17 protein-coding genes are annotated in these 22,637 nt (G+C 38.5%); all 17 read right to left on the reverse strand.

The window, feature by feature from the left end:
* Positions 1–9 precede the first annotated feature (9 nt).
* Entirely contained in the window at positions 10–999 is a 990-nt protein-coding gene (locus AC3WSK_RS00745; protein ID WP_170938914.1) for an ABC transporter substrate-binding protein, read from the reverse strand.
* Positions 1,000–1,231: 232 nt separating this feature from the next.
* Positions 1,232–2,455: a M16 family metallopeptidase gene (locus AC3WSK_RS00750; RefSeq protein ID WP_492411444.1), complete on the reverse strand. Its 1,224-nt coding sequence runs from the start codon at positions 2,453–2,455 to the stop codon at positions 1,232–1,234.
* 146 nt (positions 2,456–2,601) lie between these two features.
* Positions 2,602–4,716, reverse strand: a complete 2,115-nt coding sequence (pnp, locus tag AC3WSK_RS00755) for a polyribonucleotide nucleotidyltransferase (protein WP_079560504.1) — start codon at positions 4,714–4,716, stop codon at positions 2,602–2,604.
* Between the two features lie 287 nt (positions 4,717–5,003).
* Positions 5,004–5,273, reverse strand: coding sequence for a 30S ribosomal protein S15 (rpsO, locus tag AC3WSK_RS00760; RefSeq protein WP_079560503.1), 270 nt, complete (start codon positions 5,271–5,273; stop codon positions 5,004–5,006).
* A gap of 342 nt (positions 5,274–5,615) precedes the next feature.
* A complete protein-coding gene (gene ribF / locus AC3WSK_RS00765) occupies positions 5,616–6,572 on the reverse strand; it encodes a riboflavin biosynthesis protein RibF (RefSeq protein ID WP_079560502.1) in 957 nt (318 codons plus the stop codon).
* A gap of 13 nt (positions 6,573–6,585) precedes the next feature.
* Positions 6,586–7,497 (reverse strand): tRNA pseudouridine(55) synthase TruB, encoded by a 912-nt coding sequence (truB, locus tag AC3WSK_RS00770; protein ID WP_079560501.1) that lies wholly within the window; start codon positions 7,495–7,497, stop codon positions 6,586–6,588.
* Positions 7,498–7,666: 169 nt separating this feature from the next.
* Positions 7,667–8,008: a 30S ribosome-binding factor RbfA gene (gene rbfA, locus AC3WSK_RS00775; protein ID WP_079560500.1), complete on the reverse strand. Its 342-nt coding sequence runs from the start codon at positions 8,006–8,008 to the stop codon at positions 7,667–7,669.
* Positions 8,009–8,107: 99 nt separating this feature from the next.
* Positions 8,108–8,386 (reverse strand): DUF503 domain-containing protein, encoded by a 279-nt coding sequence (locus AC3WSK_RS00780; RefSeq protein ID WP_079560499.1) that lies wholly within the window; start codon positions 8,384–8,386, stop codon positions 8,108–8,110.
* A complete protein-coding gene (gene infB, locus AC3WSK_RS00785) occupies positions 8,386–10,641 on the reverse strand; it encodes a translation initiation factor IF-2 (RefSeq protein ID WP_079560498.1) in 2,256 nt (751 codons plus the stop codon). The genes AC3WSK_RS00780 and infB overlap by 1 nt, the downstream gene beginning before the upstream one ends.
* A 14-nt stretch (positions 10,642–10,655) precedes the next feature.
* Positions 10,656–10,964 (reverse strand): YlxQ family RNA-binding protein, encoded by a 309-nt coding sequence (locus tag AC3WSK_RS00790; protein WP_053483263.1) that lies wholly within the window; start codon positions 10,962–10,964, stop codon positions 10,656–10,658.
* Positions 10,961–11,239, reverse strand: a complete 279-nt coding sequence (gene rnpM / locus AC3WSK_RS00795; RefSeq protein WP_079560497.1) for an RNase P modulator RnpM — start codon at positions 11,237–11,239, stop codon at positions 10,961–10,963. Before rnpM ends, AC3WSK_RS00790 begins: the two co-directional genes overlap by 4 nt.
* A 186-nt stretch (positions 11,240–11,425) precedes the next feature.
* Positions 11,426–12,565 carry a transcription termination factor NusA gene (gene nusA, locus AC3WSK_RS00800; protein WP_079560496.1) on the reverse strand — a complete coding sequence of 380 codons (1,140 nt, stop codon included), beginning with the start codon at positions 12,563–12,565 and terminating at the stop codon, positions 11,426–11,428.
* A gap of 30 nt (positions 12,566–12,595) precedes the next feature.
* A complete protein-coding gene (gene rimP / locus AC3WSK_RS00805) occupies positions 12,596–13,066 on the reverse strand; it encodes a ribosome maturation factor RimP (protein ID WP_079560495.1) in 471 nt (156 codons plus the stop codon).
* Between the two features lie 517 nt (positions 13,067–13,583).
* Positions 13,584–17,915, reverse strand: coding sequence for a PolC-type DNA polymerase III (locus tag AC3WSK_RS00810; protein WP_492411451.1), 4,332 nt, complete (start codon positions 17,913–17,915; stop codon positions 13,584–13,586).
* A gap of 359 nt (positions 17,916–18,274) precedes the next feature.
* On the reverse strand, positions 18,275–19,981 hold the full coding sequence (locus AC3WSK_RS00815; RefSeq protein WP_079560494.1) for a proline--tRNA ligase: 1,707 nt from the start codon (positions 19,979–19,981) through the stop codon (positions 18,275–18,277).
* A 187-nt stretch (positions 19,982–20,168) separates the two neighbouring features.
* Entirely contained in the window at positions 20,169–21,431 is a 1,263-nt protein-coding gene (gene rseP / locus AC3WSK_RS00820) for an RIP metalloprotease RseP (protein ID WP_492411453.1), read from the reverse strand.
* A gap of 45 nt (positions 21,432–21,476) precedes the next feature.
* The gene (dxr, locus tag AC3WSK_RS00825; protein ID WP_079560492.1) at positions 21,477–22,622 is read right to left on the reverse strand and encodes a 1-deoxy-D-xylulose-5-phosphate reductoisomerase; all 1,146 of its coding nucleotides are present in this window, start codon (positions 22,620–22,622) and stop codon (positions 21,477–21,479) included.
* Positions 22,623–22,637: the final 15 nt, after the last annotated feature.

Below are 22,637 nucleotides of genomic sequence, written 5' to 3' on the forward strand. Positions count from 1 at the left end.
ACCTCATTGTTATTTGTAAAAATAATCTGCGATTGTTGTAAGTGCTGTCTCAACATTAGAAATGGAAGTTACACCAAACGTACTATAATCAAGCATATGGATTTTGTCATTTTTATAAGCTGAGAGTTGTTTCCATGCACTATTTTTTTCAATCTCTTCTTTGAACTTATCTTCATTTGCTCCATGGTCACCTGATGCTAATACGAAAATGATATCTGGATCAGCAACGACAATGTCTTCTAGATTCATTGCAGAATAAGTTGATTTTGCTTTTAATACTGATTTTGCAATATTATCAGCACCTAAACGCTCAACCAGACTACCCAGATATGATTTTTCATTCATAACCATAAATGAGTCAGAAGTTCCGATCACAAGCATAACAGATGGAAGTTCCTTTCCTTGTGCTTTTGTTTCAAGTTCCTTTTCTTTTGCGACAATGTTTTGAAGTAATTCATTCATTTTTTCTTCTTTTCCAAAATATGTACCAAGTACCTTGAAGCTCAATTTTAAGTCATCATAGGAATCTGTCGGTAGATAGGCTGTTGGTAAATTCATTCCCTGAAGTGCTTGATCTAGGGAACTTTGTAGAGAAGAAGCTCCAATTATTAAGTCAGTTTGTAAACTCGATATAACTTCTAGATCTGGTGCCATAGGTGAGCCAATTCGTGTAATAGCATCGAAATCTACCGGAATCGGATTTGTCGATGTCGGAACGCCCACAGGTGTGATGTCAAGTATATGTAGCATCTCTGTTAAAGGAACCGAAGTAGTAACGATTTTTTCAGGAACTGTTGCTGGAAAGCTAGCTAGTGCTTTTTGAAATGCCTCTTCATTTACACCATCCTCAAATTTCCCCTTCTGTGTTGCTTCTGATACTTCTTGTGATTGAGATGTCTCTTCTTTCTGTATCTCCTTATCTGCCTCTTTTTCTTGTTGTGAGCACCCAACTAATGTAAGTGATAATGCTAGAAATCCAGCACCTATCCATTTATTCATAACAATACAAGCCTCCATCTAAATGATAATGATATTCAATATCATTTACTCTATCAAACTTCATTGGGAATATCAACTTTTAATTGAGAATGAGCATTTTCAACTAAAAAAAAGAGGACTCCGATAGCTATCGAAATCCTCTTTTTATCAAAAAATTGATGGTAATGAAAATTAGTAATATTCAAAGTAACATAAACTGTAACTTTATTTACCCTACAAATGTTAGACATGATTAAGCTTCTGGACCAATAATTGAAATGGCTGGCTCAGCTTTTAAGATTTTTGCTATTAAACGATCAATCGATTCCATTGATACGGCATCGATTGACGCTAATACTTCGTCTACAGAACGATGTCTGCGATGCACTAACTCACTTGTACCATTACGATTCATACGAGCGCCTGTCCCCTCTAGACCGAGTACAAAACTCCCCTTCAGCTGCTCCTTCGCATTCATAAGTTCTTCCTCGGTCACACCACCTGCTACGATATCAAGTAATGTCGCATCAATTGTATGTTGAAGCTGTGATAATTGCTGACGACTTGTACTACCATAAATCGTAAATGCGCCAACATCAGCATAACAAGATTGATAAGAAAATATCGAATATGCCAAACCACGTTCTTCGCGTACTTCTTGGAACAAACGAGAGCTCATATTACCCCCAATAATATTATTAAGTGCAATAAAGCTATACATATCCGGATCCTTTACACCAATTGCTGGATACGAAATAGCCAAATGCGCTTGCTCCGTATCGCGAGTTTTTGAAATCTCTCCTGGGTAAAAATGAGGATTCGTTAACACAGGTTCAACCACAAGTGGAGATGGCTGATAGTGACCAAATAAGTCTTCAATTGTTTGCATAAGCTTTGTAGAGATATTTCCCGCTATTGAAATAACAACTGATTCTGGACCATAATGTTTAGCCATATAGTTACGGATCATATCTGCTGTAAATGTTTTTAACGTAGTCGCAGTTCCTAGTATTGGACGACCAAGTGCGTCGTTTGGATACATGACTTCCCATAGCTTTTCATGAACATCGTCATCAGGTGCGTCTTCACTCATTAGTATTTCTTCTAGTACAACTTGTCTTTCCTTCTCTAACTCTTCCTCTGCAAACGTAGAATTAAAGAACATATCCGCTAATATTGTAACGGCGAGCTCTGCATGATGGTCTAAAACCTTTGCATAATAACAAGTGTTTTCCTTAGATGTAAAAGCATTTAACTCGCCACCAATTCGGTCAAATTCTTCAGCAATTTGTCGAGCTGTTCGATTTTTTGTCCCTTTAAAAAGCATATGCTCGATAAAATGTGTAATACCATTTTCCTCAGGTAGCTCATAACGAGATCCTGCATTAACAAAAATGCCTAGCGCAACGGATCTTACATGATCGATTTGCTCAGACACAATACGCACACCATTCTGACATGTATGTACTTGTACCAAAAAATCTCCCCCATTTCATCTCTGGTTCAATATTAAAGGCAATGTGAAGCATCCCAAAATTTATATGGATATCTCGAATAGAACCAGTTTCCTTATAGTTGATTTAAAAAAGGCTGCGCATTATACGCAGCCTTTTCTACAATTTATTATTTATCTTGCTCAGCGCGTTCTTTTTCCTCTTGGATAACTACTTTACGAGATAAATTCACACGACCTTGCTTGTCAATTTCAATAACTTTTACAAGTAATTGATCGCCAAGTTTTAATACATCTTCAACTTGCTTTGTACGTTCCTCTTGAATTTCAGAGATGTGAAGTAAGCCGTCTTTACCAGGGAATATTTCACAGAACGCACCGAATTTTTCAATACGTTTCACTGTTGATAAGTAATACTCGCCAACTTTTGCTTCACGTACGATGTCTTCAATAATTTGTTTTGCACGAGCGTTCATTTCTTCATCTGCAGAAGAGATGTAAATTGTACCATCTTGCTCTGTATCAATTTTTACGCCAGTTTCTTCAATAATTTTGTTAATTTGTTTACCACCAGGTCCGATAACATCGCGAATTTTATCAGGATTAATTTTCACGATTACAATTTTCGGAGCAAATGTAGATAATTTTTCACGTGGTTCTGCAAGAGTAGCAAGCATTGATTCTAAAATGTGCATACGGCCAATTTTAGCTTGTGTTAATGCTTCTTCTAAAATATTGCGTGATAAACCATCAATTTTAATGTCCATTTGAAGTGCTGTTACACCTTTAGCTGTACCTGCAACTTTAAAGTCCATATCTCCAAGGTGGTCTTCCATACCTTGAATATCAGTTAAAATAGAGTAGTGTTCTCCTTTTTTAATAAGACCCATTGCAATACCTGCTACAGGAGCCTTTAATGGAACACCAGCATCCATCATCGCTAACGTTGAAGCACAGATAGAGGCTTGAGATGTAGAACCGTTTGATTCAAGTACTTCCGATACACAACGGATTGTATACGGGAATACAGTTTCATCTGGAATAACCGCATCAAGAGCACGTTCGCCTAATGCACCATGACCGATTTCACGACGACCTGGTCCACGAATTGGGCCAGTTTCCCCTACAGAGAATTGAGGGAAGTTATAGTGATGCATAAAGCGTTTTGATTCTTCTACACCTAAACCGTCGATAATTTGCACATCTCCAAGTGCACCTAATGTACAAATAGAAAGGGCTTGTGTTTGTCCACGCGTAAATAATCCTGAACCGTGCGTACGTTGCAATATACCTGTTTCAGAAGAAAGTGGACGGATTTCGTCTAACTTACGACCATCTGGACGTACTTTATCTTCTGTAATTTGACGACGTACTTCGTCTTTAACCATTTTATCTAGAATTGTATAAACTTGCTTCATTGTTACTTCATCAGCTTCTTGCTCTTCATAAGAAGCAATAACACGGTCTTTTACCGCTTTAATAGCTTCATCACGTGCATGTTTTTCAGCAGTTTGAATTGCATCATGCATGTCAGTCTCACAAGCTGCTTTTATATCTGCTTGAATCGCTTCATCAATTTCAAATAACGTTACTGGTAATTTTTCTTTTCCTACTTCTGCAACGATTTGCTCTTGGAAAGCAATAATTTTTTGGATTTCTTCATGACCGAACATAATAGCTTCTAGCATTATTTCCTCTGGTACTTCTAGTGCACCTGCTTCAACCATGTTGATAGCATCCTTGTTACCTGCTACAGATAAATGGATTGTTGATTGATTAGCTTGTTCCACTGTTGGGTTCACGATAAATTTACCGTCGATATAGCCAACTTGTACACCTGCAATCGGTCCGTCGAATGGAATATCTGAAATAGCTAACGCTATTGATGAACCAACCATTGCAGCCATTTCAGACGTGCAATCCGGATCGTTAGACATGACCATCGAAATCACTTGTACTTCATTACGGAAACCGTCTGGGAACATCGGACGAATCGGACGGTCGATTAAACGGCTTGCTAAAATTGCTTTTTCAGATGGACGTCCTTCACGTTTAATAAAGCCTCCAGGAATTTTACCTGCTGCGTATAAACGTTCTTCGTAGTTTACTGTTAATGGGAAGAAATCAAGTGGTTTCGGTGATTTTGACATTGTCGCTGTTGAAAGTACAGATGTATCACCATAACGTACTAAAACGGCCCCATTTGCTTGTTTTGCTAACTGTCCGACTTCGATTACAAGCGGACGGCCAGCCCATTCATAGGAATAGACTTTCTTTTCGTTCATTCAATGAACCCCTCTCTATTATAAAAACACTTACTTCGTCTGTATGTACTAATAGTAAGTGTACCAAAAATGCTTGTTCTATGCTAAATATTTCATCAAATAATCATACATTTAAATTCAGTTATTGCCAATTTATTTAGGATTTATTTCTGTATTTGATTGAAACAAAGTTTTTTTGCTTGAAATTCGTGTCATATATATGCTTTTTTTCGCAATAGTAAAGTTAACCGTCTTCTTAATATTTATAAACATAAAGAAAAAGCGGGATTAATCCCGCTTTTCGACAATTAGCGACGTAAGCCTAAACGAGTGATTAGTTCACGGTAACGTTGTACGTCAGTTTCACGAAGATATTTTAATAGGTGACGACGACGACCTACCATTTTAAGAAGACCACGCTCAGAGTGGAAATCTTTTTTGTGTGTACGTAAGTGAGCATTTAGAGAGTTAATTTCCTCTGTTAATACTGCAACTTGTACTTCTGGAGAACCAGTGTCACTTTCGTGAGTACGGAACTCAGCAATAAGTTCGTTTTTACGTTGTTTTGAAATAGCCATTTGTATGGACCTCCTAAATAATTGTTAATCCCCATTAGCACAGTAAACGTTGGAGTCATCGATATACCGAGCTAAGGTTAAGCATATTATGCACTTATGAATGTTACCATAAATCAAAAGGTCAAGCAAGTGTTAACGTAAGCGCCTATTCATAGGCTAAAGCAGATTTAGGCTCATCTCCATAACGTGGGGTTGATTTCCGTTCCAACTGGGCGTCGGGCCAACACGAGGTTGGTCACGAAGGCGTTATCACAGGATGTGATGCTCTTAGCCTTCGTTCCTCTATTGCTGATCCCCAAGGAGTCGCCCAACCTCCACTCCAATCAACTCATGGCGTACGTTTTAACTTTCGGCGATAATCCCAAAATAGTCAATTGCTTCTTGTTTATCCTTTTGGATTTGGGCTTTCAAAGCTTCAATACCATCGAATTTCCGTTCACTTCTTATACGTTTATACCAAGCGACATGCACTTCTTCACCGTAAATATTTTTTTCGAAGTTTAATATATGGACTTCGATGGATAATTGCTTGTCATTTGGATCTTTAAATGTTGGTTTATAGCCTACATTACATACACCATCATACCAGTTATTTTGCACCAGTAATCGAACCGCATATACACCGCTTGCTGGGATATAAGTTCCCTCTAACGCTTGGACATTAGCAGTTGGGAAACCTATTGTGCGTCCTCGTTTATCACCATGTACAACGATACCCGAAATTTCAAATGGTCTTCCTAGAAGCAATCTCGCTGCTTCCATATCCCCCTCTTGTAAAAGCTTTCGGATACGTGTAGAGCTAATTTTTTCGATATCGTCGGTTTTCTTTTCAACAACCGTTACGCCGTAATCTCCATTACTTAATGCACGCATATCTTCCATTTTACCTTTACCGAATGCACCAAAAGAATAGTCAAAGCCAGCTGTAACATGTTGAATGTTCAGCCCACGAATAAATGTATCAATAAAAGCTTCAGGTGAAAGCTTTGCAAAATCAGAAGTGAAATGTACAACAAATGCTGTATCCACACCCTGTTCTTCAAATAGCTGCAATTTTTGCTGTAATAACGTTATATAAAATACTTTTTCGTTACGACCGCCTAGCACTAAAGAAGGATGTGGATCGAATGTCATAACAGCTGTTGGAATTTGACGCTTGTCTCCTTCTTCCTTCGCTGTCTGAATAACTGCCTGATGCCCTCTATGTACACCATCAAAAAAGCCAAGTGCCAATGAATACGGTTGCATGCTTTCTCGTTGCTGTAGCTGATGTGGGTATTTTAAATGAATGACCTCCATACAAAAAATCCTCCTACTCTATCGTCGGAAACATCTTATGTGGCTTCATAAACCCTTCCTTTGTAGGATGGGCTTGATAGACCGCAACTGCTTTCCCACTGATTCCAAAAACAATTTTATCATGTATCTTTAATAATGCATCTGCGGGAAGCACTTGTCCATTGAAAATTTCTTTTTCATTAGCAGAAGTTATTTCAATAAATGGATAGTCTGTCAATGCATACTCAACTGGTAAAATGCATGTATCGATTTGTTCAGCTTCCATCAGCTCAGCTACCTGTGCCAATGTAAAGCAATTTTCTTGTGTAAACGTACCTGAGGCTGTGCGTACGAGCTCTTTCATATGCGCAGGGTAGCCAAGCGCTGCTCCGATTTGCACAGCTAGTGTTCGAATATACGTCCCTTTACTACACGCTATCCGTACAGGGAATGTAATTTCTTGTCCTTCATATAGTTCAACATCATCTAGTAGCTCTAATGCATAAATAGTAACTTGACGTGTCGGTCTTTCGACGGTCTCGCCTTTTCGAGCATATTCATAGAGACGTTTACCATTTACTTTAACAGCTGAAAACATTGGTGGCGTTTGTTGAATGACACCTGTAAGTGAGGCTAAAACTTCTTGCAATTGAGTACGTGTAAACTTTTTATTCGTATGATCTTGCTCAACCGTTTCTCCTTCTGCATCTTCAGTTGTCGTTGTACGGCCAATTGAAATAACAGCTTCATAGGTTTTTCCTGCATCCGTTAAATACTCTGCGATGCGTGTTGCTTGACCAATACAAATTGGGAGAACCCCCTCAACACCAGGATCAAGTGTGCCTGTATGTCCTACTTTTTTTGTGCGTAAAATTTTTCGTAATTTAAAGACGCAATCATGACTTGTCATGCCGCGTTCCTTCCAAAGCGGTAAAATACCGTTCATAACTTTCCTCCTAAAATCAATACATTTTCAGCCTGTTTTGAGAGTCCGCAACCTTTTATCACCCTTTTGATAGAGGTGATAGGGCCTCAAAATGTCTTGTTATATTTCAATCAATGTAAAAAAGCCTGCCTGCATGAACATGCATATGGCAGACTTTTTTTTAGTTATCTTATTCTTCGTGTAAACCACGTAGCAATGTATCAATACGGTTCCCATATTCAATCGATGAATCGAATTCAAAAATTAGTTCTGGTGTACGACGTAAGCGGATTCGTGAACCGATTTCTGAGCGAATAAAACCAGAAGCCTTTAATAAAGCTTTTAGTGTATCCTCTTTCTCACGTTCATTGCCTAGAGTTGTAATATAAATCGTCGCTTGCTGTAAATCACCTGTTACTTCAACACCAGTAACAGTAACGAAACCAACACGCGGATCTTTTATTTTACGTCCAATAATATCACCAAGCTCTTTTTTCATTTGCTCAGCGACACGGTTTGAGCGTAGAGACATAGTTTGTCACCTCAATTTCGATGTACAGAAAGTTGTGTCCTCACTTACATAGTTTTTCATGCAAGGTGGTAAATCATACAACACAACTTATAATGTAACTTATAAATAGTCCCGCCACACATTTAGCTGTTCCCAAGATGGATTTGACTGTAAGTAGTGAAGCGCGTGATTAATTTCACGCTCGGCTGCTTCTTTTGAAGAAGAAACAGCAACAAGCGCTATTTTCGTGCGTTGCCATACATTTTGATGATCAATTTCCGCAATCGATACATTAAATTTTTGTTTCGTGCGGGTAATCATACGCTGTAAGACAGCACGTTTTTCCTTCAACGAATGGGCAGTTTGAATAATGAATTCAACCTCTGCGTAAACGATCATTAAGCACGTTTAACTTCTTCCATAATATAGGCTTCGATAATGTCGCCTTCTTTAATATCGTTGAAGTTTGTAATTGTAATACCACATTCGTAACCTCGGGCAACTTCTTTTACTTCATCTTTGAAACGTTTAAGTGTATCTAATTCACCTTCAAAAATTACTACATTATCGCGAATTACACGTACGCCTGAATCACGAGTTACTTTACCTTCTGTTACGTATGAACCAGCAATTGTACCAACTTTTGATACTTTAATTGTTTGTCGAACTTCTGCTTGACCAATAATTTTTTCTTCAAATTCTGGATCAAGCATACCTTTCATTGCTTGTTCAATTTCTTCGATTACTTTATAGATAATACGGTGTAGACGAATATCTACGCCCTCTTCTTCTGCTGCACGTTTTGCATTAACATCCGGACGAACGTTGAAGCCGATAACAATTGCATTTGAAGCCGCAGCAAGAGAAATATCAGATTCTGTAATCGCTCCAGCGCCAGTGTGAATAATTTTTACGTTTACGCCTTCAACATCAATTTTCATTAATGATGCAGCCATAGCTTCTACAGTACCTTGAACGTCAGCCTTAACAATTAAGTTAAGCTCCTTCATTTCACCTTGACTCATTTGTTCGAATAAGTTATCAAGCGTTACACGTTGTTTTTCTGAACGTTGTGCTTGAATCGCTGACATTGCACGAGTTTCACCAACTTGACGTGCTGTTTTTTCGTCTTCAAAGACAACGAAACGGTCGCCAGCTTGTGGTACATCATTTAAACCTGTGATTTCTACTGGCGTTGATGGTCCAGCTTCTTTTCCACGACGGCCTTTGTCATTCACCATAGCACGTACACGACCATAAGTATGGCCAACAACAATTGGATCTCCAACTTTTAATGTTCCATCTTGTACTAAAAGTGTTGCAACAGAACCTCGACCTTTATCTAGCTGTGCTTCAATTACTGTACCAAGTGCTAAGCGATTAGGGTTCGCTTTTAACTCTCCAACTTCAGCGACAAGTAAAATCATTTCAAGTAATGTGTCAATGCCTTCACCTTTAAGTGCTGAGATCGGTACGAAAATAGTTTCGCCGCCCCAAGCTTCAGGAACTAGGCCATGCTCTGTTAACTCTTGCATCACACGGTCTGGATTAGCTGAAGGTTTATCCATTTTGTTGACTGCAACAATAATTGGTACTTCTGCTGCTTTTGCATGGTTAATTGCTTCTACTGTTTGTGGCATAACGCCATCATCCGCAGCTACCACTAAAATCGTTAAGTCAGTTATTTTCGCACCGCGCGCACGCATAGTTGTAAACGCAGCGTGTCCTGGTGTATCAAGGAAAGTAATTTTTTTGTCGCCTTCAGTAACTTGATAAGCACCGATATGTTGCGTGATACCTCCAGCTTCGCCAGCGGTAACTTTAGTATTACGAATAGAGTCTAACAATGTAGTTTTACCATGGTCAACGTGACCCATAATTGTTACTACAGGAGGACGTTCTGATAACTCCTCCTCGTTAATTTCTTCTGTTTGTTCGAAGTGTGTTTCTAAATCCGTAATATCTACACGAATTTCTTCTTCAACTTCTACACCATAGTCTGCGCAAATTAATTCAATTGCATCCTTATCTAATTCTTGGTTAATCGTTGCCATTACACCAAGCATAAATAATTTTTTAATAATTTCTGATGGCTCACGGTGTAATTTTTTTGCTAATTCCGCTACAGAAAGTGATTCAACAAAAGTAATTTTTTCTGGTAATTCCTTTTGTTTCACTGGTAGACTTGGTTGATGTGTTTTTGGATGGCGACGTTTCCCGCCATGGATTCCTGGTTTTGGACGTTGGTTGTAACCACCGCCACCTCTGCGATTATTATTATTATTGTTATTATTATTATTTTGTGTCATATTTCTATTTTGATTACCTTTTATATTCTTAGATTTTTCGTTAGACGAATTTGAGTTTTGACGCGTTTGTTGCTGATTATTTGCTTTAGGCTTAGAAGTAGCAGATTGTTGCTTTTGCCCTTCTTGCTTTTTTACCGGTTGCTGCTGTTTTTGCGAAACATTTTGAGTAGGTTGCTTCACATCTTTATTATTTTTAAATGATTGGTTTAACTTTGTCACTATGTCGTTTTCTAACATTGACATATGATTTGTTACGCTCACATTTAATTTATTTAGTGCTTCAATAACCTCTTTACTCGTTTTATTCACTTGTTTCGCATATTCATGAACTCTGATTTTGGTCATCTGCTCACCCCCGATTATTTTTCGTTGAGTAGACTAGACAATTTACTTGCAAAACCTTTATCGGTAATAGCTAAAGCCACTCGGGCCTCCTTACCTGTAGCATGTCCTAGATCATAACGATCACCAATTACATGATACTCAACGTTGTAGTACGTGCATTTATCTTGAATTTTTTTGCTAGAGTTTTTAGAAGCATCGTTTGCAAGCAGTACTAGCTTAGCATTACCATTGCGAACTTCCTTTACTACTAACTCTTCTCCTGAAATCACTTTACGGGCTCTTGCCGCTATTCCAAGCAAATTATGCACTGCTTGATTGATCATAATATAGACTCCCTACGAATCAACAAAATAAGTTCTTCGTAGATTTCTTCAGGGATTTTCACATCAAGTTGATGCCCTAAAACATTTTTCTTACGGGCGATTTCAATCGCTTTCTCTGATTTAGAGACATAGGCACCACGTCCAGGTTTTTTCCCGGAAACATCTACACTTACCTCGCCATCTTTCGAACGAACGACACGAATCATTTCTTTCTTTGATAGCATCTCTCCAGTAGCTACACATTTTCGAAGAGGTACTTTTTTATTAATAGCCATAAGAATCACCTTTCCTCTCTAAAGCTTGTCGTAAGAGGTGGACTAGCCGTGCACTACATTGGTTATATACTTGCATTTTAATTAAATACTGTACTATTTTCAATTGTAGGCTCTGCCATTATTCAGTCGGCGCAGCCCAACGCCTACTGAATAATGGTAGTTAACTAGTCACACGGGCTTTCTTACTTATTCTTCGTCGTCTTGATATAAGTCAACTGTCACATCATCAAAATCACTTTCTTTATCCTCAGCAGGTATGAAAGTGCTTGTAGCAGATGGATAAATACCTAACTCACGAGCATCTGTTTCACTCTTAATATCAATTTTCCAGCCAGTTAACTTCGCAGCTAAACGAGCATTTTGACCACGTTTACCAATTGCTAATGATAATTGATAGTCTGGAACAACAACTGTAGTGGATTTTTCTTCTTCATCTACTTGAACATCTAAAACCTTTGATGGGCTAAGAGCATTTGCTACAAATACAACTGGATCTTCTGACCATTCAACGATATCGATTTTTTCGCCGTTCAATTCATTTACAATTGTTTGCACACGTGCGCCTTTTGCCCCTACACATGAACCTACTGGATCTACTTCTTCGTTATGTGCATAAACAGAAATCTTAGAACGGTCTCCTGCTTCACGAGCAATTGATTTAATTTCTACGATACCTTCGTAGATTTCAGGTACTTCCATTTCAAATAAGCGGCGTAATAAACCAGGATGTGTACGTGAAACAATTACTTGTGGTCCGCGTGTTGTACGTTCAACCTTTGTAATATAGACCTTGATACGGTCATGTGGATGATATGTTTCACCTTGAATTTGTTCGTTTTGTGGTAATGCAGCCTCTACTTTTCCTAGACCTACGTAAATATTGCGAGCATCTAGACGTTCAACTACACCCGTTACGATATCATCTTCACGGTCCACATATTGCTCGTAAATTAAGCCACGTTCTGCTTCGCGCACTCGTTGTGTAACAACTTGTTTCGCTGTCTGTGCAGCAATTCGACCAAAGTTTCGAGGTGTCACTTCCTGCTCCACGATATCTTCTAATTGATATGCAGGGTTGATTGCCTTAGCATCTTCTTCAGAGATTTGTAAACGATCATCTTCTACTTCTTCAACAACATCTTTACGTGAAAAGACACGAATAGAGCCTTTATCTAAATTTAAGTCCACACGAACATTTTGTGCTTGATTGAAGTTGCGTTTGTAAGCTGTAACTAATGCCGCTTCTATTGCTTCAATTAACACATCTCTTGAAATTCCTTTTTGTTCTTCTAACGCATTTAGCGCATCTAACAAATCACTACTCATTTTATTTTCACTCCTAAATATGCAATATGCTTAAAAATCGATGGCAAGTCGCGCCAATGCGATTTTTTCTTGTTCAATTGTTACTGTTATTTTACGCGTTTTAATGCGTACTTCCATCACTAATGTATGTTCATCGTATGACGTTAAGTAGCCTTGGAATTCCTTCATGTCCTTAATGGGCTCATAGGTTTTAACATAAATAAATTTGCCAATCGCTTTTTCAAAATCAGTGTCTTTTTTCAATGGACGTTCTGCTCCAGGTGAAGAAACTTCTAAATAATAGTTTTGTGTAATTGGGTCATTTTCATCCAATAGCAAACTTAGTCGTTCACTAACTTGAGCGCATTGTTCAATGTCAATCCCACCTTCAGGTGTATCCACATAAACACGTAAAAACCAGTTACGTCCTTCTTTTACGAACTCGACATCTACAAGCTCAAGATTCAACTCTTCAACAATCGGTTTAGCGAGCTCTTCAATTAAAGATGGTACTTTGCTCATTGTTTCCTCCTGTATCTATCAAATTCTGGCGTAATAAAACAGAAATTCCACCAGTAGCTTTGGTGAAATTTAACGGTCTTACCTGCTGTTAGTCAAAAATTTGTTTTGCTACGGTATAACAACAGAAAAGAGCGGGAAGGTCCCACTCTTTTGCTGGAAAAATATCAACAAATTATTACCATAAGGATAGCATAGTTTACAGCACAATGCAAATTTCCTTTTTCTAGACATCTAATCCAGTATGCCTTGACATAATTGTTGCTGTCGCTTCGCTTTCGCACAGATAAACAATGTGTCCAGAAATCAAAATTGTGCTTAAATTAAGCCATCACTACAACGTGGGGTTGATTTCCGTTCAAGCTAGGCGCTATTCTAGAGTTGCCCAACCTTGCCTTCAATCAACTTATATACATGGTATACATTTTAACAAATGTCTTTATAAGCCTTAATTTGAGCAAAAGGTAGAGAAGTTATTCGTGTGATTGATGAAGATGCCTTCAAGCTAACTTTCGTAATTTTAGAAAAGTGATAACTGATTGGCATCAGGCATTCCTTCTAAACAACCCAATTGATCCATGTATTCTATTAATGTTTTGGATACACGACCTCGTTGCTGTAAATCTTCCTTCGATAAAAATTCTCCGTCCTCACGTGCTGCCACAATTTGTTTAGCAACGTTTGTACCAAGTCCAGGAATCGCATCGAATGGTGGAATTAAAGTGTTCCCATCAATGATAAATTCACTAGCTTGCGAACGATATAAGTCCACTTTCTGGAAGTTCATACCACGCTCACACATTTCAAGTGCTAATTCCATTACAGTTAATAGGTTTTTCTCTTTTGTTGAAGCATCTAAGCCCTTCAGATTGATTTCATCAATTTTTGTACGAATCATTTGCGGACCTTGTACCATGGCAATTAAATCAAAATCATCTGCACGAACTGTGAAATACGCTGCGTAATAAAGGATTGGGAAATGTACCTTAAACCATGCAATACGCACTGCCATTAACACGTACGCGGCAGCATGGGCTTTCGGGAACATGTATTTTATCTTTTTACATGATTCGATATACCAGCCTGGTACTTTATTCGCTAGCATTTCCGCTTCAAATTCGTCAGATAATCCTTTCCCTTTACGCACGGATTCCATAATTTTAAACGCCAGTGACGGTTCTAAATCTTGATAAATTAAATACACCATAATATCGTCACGACAGCCAATTACTTCTTTTAGCACACATGTACCATTGTGAATTAACTCTTGCGCGTTACCAAGCCATACGTCTGTTCCGTGCGATAGTCCTGAAATTTGCACGAGCTCCGAGAATGTGGATGGCTTTGTATCTTCAAGCATTTGGCGTACAAAACGGGTACCGAACTCAGGAATGCCGAGTGTTCCTGTCTTACAGCCAATTTGTTTTTCTGTTACGCCTAAAGTTTCTGGCGAACTAAAGATTTTCATAACGACTGGATCATCTGTTGGAATGGTTTTTGGATCTATCCCTGATAAATCCTGCAACATCCGAATCACAGTCGGATCATCGTGCCCCAGTATATCAAGCTTTAAAATATTATCGTGGATGGAATGGAAATCAAAGTGCGTTGTACGCCATTCTGCATCCTGTGCATCCGCAGGGAATTGTACTGGTGAGAAATCAAAAATATCCATATAATCTGGTACTACGATAATTCCTCCAGGGTGCTGTCCTGTTGTACGTTTTACGCCTGTACAGCCTTGTACTAAACGATCTACCTCGGCACCGCGGAAATGTAGGTTGTTATCATTGGCATAGCCCTTTACGTAGCCATACGCTGTTTTCTCTGCGACTGTACCGATTGTTCCTGCACGATATACATAATCTTCACCGAATAATACCTTCGTATAATTATGGGCTTGTGGTTGATATTCCCCTGAGAAATTCAAATCGATATCAGGTACCTTGTCTCCTTTAAAGCCAAGGAACGTTTCGAATGGGATATCTTGCCCGTCCTTTTTATACGGTGATCCACATTCCGGACAATCTTTATTTGGTAAGTCATAGCCTGAACTTACTGAACCATCATTAAAAAACTCTGAATGCTTACAATCTGGACAAACATAATGAGGAGGAAGTGGATTTACTTCAGTAATCTCCATAAAGGTCGCTACTAATGAAGATCCAACTGAACCACGGGAACCTACTAAATAGCCATCAGCTAATGATTTTTTCACAAGCTTCGCTGAAATTAAGTAAATTACTCCGAAACCATGGCCTAAAATTGACTTTAATTCCTTTTCAATTCGGGCCTTCACGATTTCTGGTAGCTCTTCTCCATATATAAGATGAGCCATTTCATAGGTTAAATTTGTAACCTCATCATCTGAGCCTTCAATTTTTGGTGTGTATAAATCATCTTTAATTGGCTTAACATCACCAATCATATTTGCGACTTTTTGAGAGTTGGTAACAACTACTTCTTTCGCAAGATCCGGACCTAAAAAATCAAATTCTTTAAGCATTTCATCCGTCGTTCTGAAATGAACTTCAGGCAGCTTCGATCTATTTAATATGTTGGCACCACCTTGAGAGCCAATTAGTATTTGTCTAAACATTCCATCTGTCGGATCTAAGTAATGAACATTACCGGTTGCTACAACGGGTTTATCGATTTTCTTCCCTAGCTTTACGAGCTTGCGAATAATATCTTCAAGTGTCCATTCATCACGTACGACATTGCGCTCAATTAACGGTGCATACACAGCCTTTGGTTGAACTTCAATATAATCATAGAATCTCGCAACTTGCTCCGCTTCCTCTGGGGATTTATTCATCATCGTCTCAAATAATTCACCATTATTACAACCTGATCCGATTAATAATCCTTCTCTATATTGTTCTAGGACCGCTCGTGTTACTCGAGGTACTCGATAGAAAGTTTTTGTATGGGAGTGAGTGACTAATTTAAATAAATTTTTTAGTCCAACATTGTCTACTGCTAATATCGTACAATGCATCGGTCGTCCCTTTTTGTAAGCATCCCCGCCCCCGATATGCTTATTAAAGTCGTCGTGATATTTAATACCTAATTCATCTGCATCTTTTAACAGCTGTAAAAGTAAGAAACCAGTTGCTTCTGTATCATAAATAGCTCGGTGATGCTGAGTTAAATCAATATTGAATTTTTTACAAAGTGTATTTAAACGATGGTTTTTCATCGTTGGATAAAGTAATCGGGCTAACTCCAACGTATCAATAACTGGATGAATAGTTCCCTCTAGTCCATATTTTTTATAGCCTGTGTATAAGAAGCCAATATCAAATGATGCATTATGGGCAACCACTATGCCATCTCCGATAAATGCATGGAACTCCTTAATGACTTGTTCCACTTCTGGCGCGTTACGTACCATATCATCTGTAATGCCTGTCAGTTCAATGGTCGTCGCTGAAAGTGGGTGATGGGGATTGGCAAAGCTTTCGTATTTGTCGATTACCTGCCCATCTTTAATTTTCACCGCGGCAAGCTCAATGATTGTATCGTAAGCAGTAGATAGACCTGTCGTCTCTACGTCAAACACGACATAAGTATCATCATCTAATAATCGGTGCTCAGCTGCATAAGCAATCGGTACACCATCATCTACTAAATTCGCTTCCAATCCATAAATAACTTTTATACCATGTTTCTTCCCTGCTGCATAAGCCTCTGGGAAGGATTGTACAACAGCATGGTCGGTAATAGCCACGGCTGGATGACCCCACTTCGCAGCCTGAGAAACAAGTCTATCAACTGGTGTTACAGCGTCCATCGTGCTCATTGGTGTATGCAAATGCAATTCAACCCGTTTTTCTCCCTCTGGCGCCTTATCCTGTCGTGTTTCTTTTTTGATTTCATTAATATCGTTTGCCATAACGATTAAATCACGAATGAATGTGTCAGTTTGTACAGAGCCTCGGACTTTTACCCACATACCCTTTTTCAAATGCTGCATAAGTTCCGCATCATCATTATCACGTGAGAACATTTTTACAACGATGGAATCCGTATAGTCGGTAATTTTAATTTGCAATAAAGAACGACCGCTTTTCAGCTCTTTAACTTCTGCATCAAATACAAAGCCTTCAATGATCACACGACGTTCTTCCTCAACAATGCGTTTAATTTCCATTGTTTCATCATCTTTAATTAACATACCAAGCTGGAATGGTCGATCACCAAGATTCGCAATAGCAGGATTTTCTTTCTTCTCCTTCTCACGTTTTTGGTAATCTTCTATCGCTTGCTGAGCTAAAGCAGCTTCTTCTAAACGCCTCTGTTCCATGAAAGCTTCCTGTGCGGCAATCATTTCTTCTGTTTGATCTTGAAGTACGAAATCTAACACAATATGCGGAAAGCCGAACTGACTATAGCTTGCAGAAAGCTTTTCTGCATACTTTGTTTTCAGCATCATAAATTCCATTTCCTGCATGCAGGATAACGTAATTTTTTGCCCATTCCACGTAGGCACTTGCGATACTAGGCATTCTTTCAAAGTGGGCGCCATCTCATCGATTTGCTCTACTACCGTTAACCAATATTGTTGGACTAGCTCCTCCGTCACATTTTTCTCTTCCGTATCAAAAGTTGTATGGATTTCAGCGATAGCTGAAAATTTCTCAGCTAAACGAGTACGAAAAAGTTGGTATAGTGAAAAAGGAAGTATATCTCGTAATTTAATGGAAAAATTCCATAGCCTGTTCTTTTTGTGTACAGTTAGTCGTGATAATTCACCTTCCTCAAAAAAGGACATATACACATCATCTGTTAGTTCTAGTTGTTGCAAGAGCATTTGAAACCTTGCTCTTGCTTCTTGTTGCTGTTCCAACTATTGACACCTACTTTCAGAATGAGGCAGTCTTACATGCCCCATATTTTATTTCCTCACCAACGTTTACGATTTAAAGGAACAAATGCGCTAAAGCGCTCGTTTACATCCGACAGCGCTGGAGAGCCCGAAGCAAAAGTAAGCGATCTACCTACTTTTGCCCGAGGGATCGAAGCGACCTCAAGGATGTAGCGCTTTAGCCTAGACGGAAAAAAAATCGCACCCTTTCCACGAGCGACCGTCAAGCCTCACAAATCCTAAACATCTATGAATTCATGCTTGGCTCGCTGTCCCCGAGAAGTGGCGCGAATTTTTTATCTATTTAATACCATTTAGGACAGCGGTTCTTCTAAAGGAATTTAATGTTTGCGGAAAAATTCATTTAAGCGATCAATGACCTCTTCTTTTTTCCATTCGAACGTTTCACCTGTTTGACGGAATTTAACCTCAACAATACCTTCAGTTGCTTTTTTACCTACTGTAACACGGACAGGTAAGCCAATTAAGTCAGCATCTGCGAATTTAACCCCTGCACGCTCTGCACGATCATCTAATAGCACATCATAACGGTATGATTTCAATAAACCGTATAGCTCATCAGCTAAGGCAACTTGTGATTCATCTTTTGTATTAACAGGTACAACATGAATATCATAAGGAGCTAATTGTGTTGGCCAAACAAAACCATTTTCATCTTGGAAATGCTCTGCAACAGCAGCTAAAATACGTGATACCCCAATACCATAGCATCCCATAATAAATGGCTGTGCTTTACCTTGTTCGTCTAAGAATGTACCATTCATTTTTTCAGAGTAAGTTGTTCCTAATTTGAAAATATGACCAACCTCGATACCTTCTGCAAATTTGATAATACCTTGTCCATCTGGAGATGGATCACCCACTTGAATAAAACGAATATCTAAGTATTCATTCACTGCAAAATCACGCTCTGGATTTACATTTACTAAATGGAACCCATCCTCATTTGCACCGGCTACACCGTTACGAATCGATTTAATAGCATTGTCAGCTACTACTTTTACGTCTACTGGTAATTTAACAGGACCGATTGAACCAACTCCACAGCCTAATAATTCGCGGATTGCCTCTTCACTAGCAAGTTCAACAGAACCAGCATCAAGTGCGTTTTTCAGTTTAATATCATTAATTTCGTGATCTCCACGAGCAAGTACAACTACTAATTCACCATCTACGTCAAATACTAATGACTTGATGACATTTGAAGAGTCAACATTTAAGAAAGCTGATACTTCTTCGATCGTTTTTTGATCTGGTGTTGCCACTTTTTCAAGGTCTTTTAATGCTGCATCTGATGGTTGATAGTCTACAAGAACCTCTGCCATTTCAATGTTCGCAGCATAATCAGATGTATCAGAGTATGCAATTGTATCTTCCCCAATTTCAGAAAGTACCATAAATTCATGTGTACCTTTCCCACCAATTGAGCCTGCATCTGCAATAACTGCACGATAGTTTAAACCAAGACGAGAGAAAATATTTGAATAGGCACGATACATATCATCATATGTTTCATCTAAACTTTCACGCGATGCATGGAATGAATACGCATCTTTCATAATAAACTCTCTGCCTCGCAGTAAACCAAAGCGAGGTCGCTTTTCATCACGGAATTTAGTTTGAATTTGATAAAGTGTTAACGGTAATTTTTTATATGATTTAATTTCATCACGTACTAAAGTTGTAATCACTTCTTCATGTGTTGGCCCTAATGCGAAATCACGATTGTGACGATCCTTTAAACGCATTAATTCTGGACCATATTTTTCCCAGCGGCCTGACTCCTGCCATAGTTCCGCAGATTGTAATGAAGGCATTAAAAGTTCAATTGAATTGATTGCTTCCATCTCTTCACGAACAATATTTTCTATTTTTGTTAATACACGTTTTGCAAGCGGTAAATACGAGTATACCCCACTTGTATTTTGACGAATAAACCCTGCACGCAGTAATTGCTTATGTGATTTTACCTCTGCATCAGCAGGTACTTCACGTAGCGTTGGGATAAATGTTTTACTTTGCTTCATTCAGTGTTCCACCTTTTTTAATAAATAAGTTTTATACTCTAATTAGCATAAACAAATTTAGCTTTGAACGCAATGTTTCAAAAAAATTGCGCTCAAAGCTATGTTTTTTCAATCAATTTTCACCTTGGCATAATTGCCAGGGCTTCCTCTAAATAATGTTTTACTTGAAAAGCTTAACTTTATTTAGTTAAAAGAAAAATCTTTGTATATCATTCCATGTAACAACAACCATTAAGATCATCAATAGTACAATACCTACAAAATGCACAAGACCCTCTTTTTGACGATCGATTGGTTTACCTCTTACTGCTTCGAAGCCGAAGAACAATAGACGGCCACCGTCAAGTGCTGGAAGCGGTAATAAATTCATAATTCCAAGGTTAATACTTAACATCGCAGCCCAATTCATTAAATTGATGAATCCATATTGAGCTACCTGCTCTGTCGCTTTATAAATGCCTACTGGACCTGATAACGCATCTATCGTGAATTTACCGGTAATTAACATACCAAGCAATTCAAATATTCGAGCAGTCATAGTATACGTTTCTTGAGCGCCATAAACAACAGCCTTTAACGGATTAAATTCACGTGGGCTCTCATACTTAACCCCTATTTGACCGTATTTTTCGCCATTTTGTTCTACTTCTTTAACCGTCATATTTAGGTTAACTCGCTGACCATCTCGTTCAACCGTAACATTAATATTTTCACCCGGGTGATCTTGTACAATGGCAGCTAAATCTTGCCATTTTTCAACTGCTTGTCCGCCAATGTCAACTACTTTATCACCTGCAAGCATGCCTGCCTGTGCAGCTGGATCATTTTCCACAACTTCTGTTATGATTGGCTCATACGTAGGCACACCATTAATTAATCCAATTAGCAAATAAATAACAAAAGCTAATATAAAGTTAAATAACGGACCAGCAAAAATTGTCATAGCACGTTGACCGACTGTTTTAGCGTTAAATTGACGATCATACGGTGCGATTAACGTTTCTTTACCGTTTTCTACAAGCATACAATCTCTTGCAACATTATAACTAACTAATTTTTCTTCTTCATCATAGCCTTCTACAAACAATTCATTTTCTAAATCGGCACGCTCAACTTCTAAAAATAATAAATCTGGTAGTTGCTTATTATTTTGATTAAAGATTATTTTCTTTACAACATTATCTTCATCTACAATAAGCCCTACTCGGTAACCCGGCTGTAGTTCGGTACCATCCATGTCCTCACCAGCCATACGAACGTAACCACCAATTGGCAATAAACGTATTGTATAGATTGTTTCACCGTGTGTTTTCCCATAAATTTTTGGTCCCATACCGATTGCAAATTCTCGAACCATAATGCCTGCTCGTTTCGCAAACAAGAAGTGACCAAATTCATGAAAGAATACAAGTAGGCCAAATATTAAAATAAATGCAATAGCTGTTTGCATAATACCCCACCTTTAAAAGCGAATAGTTAACGATATCTTCTCTCTTTATTTTACCATGTTTAATACTGTTTTTCTTGTTTCACTGTCTACATGCAAAATCGTTTGCAAATCTGGTACTACTATATTGTTATGTGCTTGCATTACACGCTCAATCGTTTCATCAATTTCAAGGAATGTTATTTTCCCTTGTAAAAATGCCGCAACTGCCGCTTCATTCGCTGCGTTCATCGCTGTTAAAATTGTACCGCCTGTGCGCCCAGCCTCATATGCTAGACGTAATGCTGGATAACGTTCAAAATCCATTTCTTTAAAATGAAGTTGACCAATTTGTGCTAAATTAAGTCGTTGTCCGTTATGCAGTGGCATACGATCTGGATAGCTTAATGCATATTGGATAGGTACACGCATGTCCGGCGTACCTAGCTGTGCAATGACACTAGTATCATGATACTCAACTAGGGAGTGAATAATACTTTCTCTATGCAAAAGTACATCTATTTTATCATAGGGCATATCAAATAAGACATGTGCTTCTATAACTTCTAGTCCTTTATTCATCATTGTAGCTGAATCAATCGTAATTTTTGCACCCATTGACCAATTCGGGTGGTTTAATGCATCTGCAACCGTAACATGCTTCAATTCCTCGCGTGTTTTGTCACGGAAGCTACCACCAGAAGCTGTAATAATTAATCGTTCAATATTTTTTGGATTCTCACCATTCATCGATTGGTAAATCGCTGAGTGCTCACTATCTACTGGCAAAATTGTTGCATTATATTTCTTGGCCTCTGCCATTACTAAATGTCCAGCGGTTACAAGCGTTTCTTTATTGGCAATGGCAATTGTTTTGCCCATGCGAATTGCAGCTAATGTCGATTCTAGTCCAACGCTTCCAAGAACCGCGTTTACAAGCACCGTTGAATCAGGATGTGTAGCAACCTCTACAAGCCCTTTTGCACCAAACGTAAACTGTACTTGTGGATATTCTTTAGCGAGCATAACTGCATCTTCTTCTAATTGAACAGATACAAGCTCTGGCTTTAAAGTTTCAATCATTTCACGCGTTTTTTCGATATTTTTTCCTGAAGAAAACGCTACTAAATGAAAGGCATCGCGTTGTTCTTTTAAAATATCATAGGTTTGCCAACCGATTGAACCAGTTGCACCAAGTAAACTAATTTTTTTCACGACAAATTGTCCCCT

This window comes from Lysinibacillus sp. EB271-A1-10B, assembly GCF_058791335.1.